Raw genomic sequence first — 2667 nt, 5'->3', positions numbered from 1 at the left:
AACTAAACTTGCAGACGAATGTCGGCATAGCGTGAGCTATTAAGCCGACCATTCGACAAGTTTTGGGATTGTTAAGGGTTCCGAGGCTCAACGTCAATAAAGCAATTGGAATAAAGCAATTGGAATAAAGCAATTGGAATAAAGCAATTATGTTTAGTAAGATAAAAAATAAAGAGGAGTGATTTTCTTGAATAAAAACACAGTGTTAGATAAAGGCTATGTTATAGCAACTATTTTAAATATTTTCTTTTTAATTGGATTAGTTTTTATATCTGGTTCGGAAAATTTATACATATTTATTCCATATGTTATTTTGATGGGAATAAATGCTGTTTATTTATTTATTAAAGCGATTAAGATTAATAAGAATAAGGCGGAGATTTAAAAGGTATTTGAAACGAGTGAAAACGAGTTTCTTCTTGTCTTGATACTATTAGAAATAACTCAAAGATATATAAAGTCGTTTCAACGTTGCTATATCAATGTTTTTTCGTTTTTTTAGTGTATAATATATCGGTTGACATAAAAAAACTCCAGTAATAAGATTAAAGTGTCGAGCTAAAATCTAATACTGGAGGTCTTTTTATATGCAAGACAATCATACAAAATATATAGACGAAAATCAAGATACTGAAACATTAAAAGATATTGCCAAAAGTGGTAAGCAACGCCCATGGAGAGAAAAGAAGATTAATAATGTTAGTTATGCAGATATACTTGAAATCTTAAAAATCAAAAAGGCTTATAACGTAAAACAATGTGGTAACGTCTTAGAGTTCAAGCCGACTGATGAAGGTTATTTGAAATTACATAAGACATGGTTTTGTAAATCGAAATTGTGTCCTGTTTGTAATTGGAGGCGTTCGATGAAAAATAGTTATCAAGCTCAAAGAGTGATTGAAGAAGTGGTTAAAGAGAAACCAAAGGCACGTTGGTTATTTTTGACGTTATCAACTCGAAATGCGATAGATGGAGAACATTTAGAAGAAAGTTTAAAGCATATGGCTAAAGCTTTTAATAAATTAAAAATGTATGCAAAAGTTAAAAAGAATTTAGTGGGTTTTATGCGTTCTACAGAAGTTACAGTAAACGAAAAAAATGGTAGTTATAATCAGCATATGCATGTTTTATTGTGTGTTGAAAGTAAATATTTTCGTGGATCTGAAAATTATATATCGCAAAAAGAGTGGTTGAGTTTTTGGAAAAAAGCATTACAAATTAATTATGAGCCTGTGGTAAATGTTAAAGGGATTACTCCAAATCAAAAAGGCGATAAAGATATTCAAGCAGCAATCAAAGAAACCTCAAAATATTCGGTTAAGTCATCTGATTTTTTAACTGATGATGATGAAAGAAATCAAGAAATCGTGAATGATTTGGAAAAAGGTTTATACCGAAAGCGCATGTTAAGTTATGGTGGATTGCTTAAACAAAAACATAAAATTTTAAATTTAGACGATGCCGAAGATGGCAATTTAATCAATACAAGTGACGAAGATAAAACAACAGGTGAAGAAGAAAAAGCACATTCAATTACGGCAATTTGGAACTTTGAGAAACAAAATTATTACTTAAAAGATTTGAAACGTTAGCTTATAAAGTTAGCGTTTTTTTATGACTTTTTTTAAAAAAAGTGGTGAGACAAAAGTGAGACACTTTACACATATTGTGTCACAGAGGTGAGACAATCCTAATATATTGTGTCACAAAGGTGAGACAAATAGAAAAAACTGATATTGTTTGAAAAACACCTGAAATGTTTAGAATGTCTGGCTTTGCCAGACCTATCAATTTTAATTGATAGCATATTTTCCTTATGCTCTTAGCCATAATTTTATGTAAATCTAAAAATTTAGGTTTGTATCCCTTCGGGAACTATAAAAAATCATGAAAATTTTAATTTGCATGTAACTGGGCAGTGTCTAAAAAATAAGCCACTGGTTTTGCTCAAATTTTTACTTTTGGAAATAGCATATATTTATTTGGCTCATATTTGCGTTTTAAGAGCTTATATAAGTTTTTGGGCATTAAAACTATATGGATTACCCCTAAATCTTTAAAATGCCCCCTTAAAATTCAAAATAAAGGTATTTAAAATTTTAAAAATAAAAAAGCTACTAGCAAAAAACTAGTAGCTTAAATCTTAGTTAAATTTTGATGTAGTATTAATTTTTATATCTACGCTACAACGTCGATTCAAATTCGTGCAGTATTAATTTTTGTATCTGCGCCACAACGCCGATTACTAATAATGCAGTATTAATTTTTATATCTGTGCTGCAACACCGATTACTTAAAACTAAGATAAAAAATCGACGAAGGTCGATTATGGTTTTTGCACGCGTTCTTTTTAGAACGCATAAGTGCGCCCTTACGGGATTTAACTAGATTATAACGACGAAAAATAGACCTGTAAAGCAATAACTATTGTGATAAAGTTTGCTAAAAAGGAGATAGAAAATGCTTATATTTTTATTTATTTTGGCTTGTGGTCTTTTAGGTTATTTTTTGATTAATCGTTCTAAAAAAGATTAGGAAACGCATTTATGCCGAGAAAATTTATTGAAGTTGAGAAGAACCCTTAACTAAACTTGCAGACGAATGTCGGCATAGCGTGAGCTATTAAGCCGACCATTCGACAAGTTTTGGGATTGTTAAGGGTTCCGA

General features: G+C 30.4%; 2 protein-coding genes. Both read left to right on the top strand.

The features are described from left to right. The first annotated feature begins 187 nt into the window (after positions 1 to 187). Positions 188 to 385, top strand: coding sequence for a hypothetical protein (locus DDF78_RS12345; RefSeq protein ID WP_152587876.1), 198 nt, complete (start codon positions 188 to 190; stop codon positions 383 to 385). A 202-nt stretch (positions 386 to 587) separates the two neighbouring features. Beyond that, positions 588 to 1592, top strand: coding sequence for a protein rep (locus DDF78_RS12340; RefSeq protein WP_152587875.1), 1005 nt, complete (start codon positions 588 to 590; stop codon positions 1590 to 1592). Positions 1593 to 2667: the final 1075 nt, after the last annotated feature.

Origin of the sequence: Bifidobacterium tibiigranuli (assembly GCF_009371885.1) — a bacterium.
Classification (GTDB): domain Bacteria; phylum Actinomycetota; class Actinomycetes; order Actinomycetales; family Bifidobacteriaceae; genus Bifidobacterium; species Bifidobacterium tibiigranuli.
The sequence above is the reverse complement of the archived record's forward strand: the minus strand, read 5'-3'. Positions and strand labels throughout refer to the sequence as shown.

Coding starts and splice junctions, on each gene's coding strand:
- DDF78_RS12340 (WP_152587875.1), top strand. CDS start 588: ATGCAAGACAATCATACAAAATATATAGACGAAAATCAAGATACTGAA.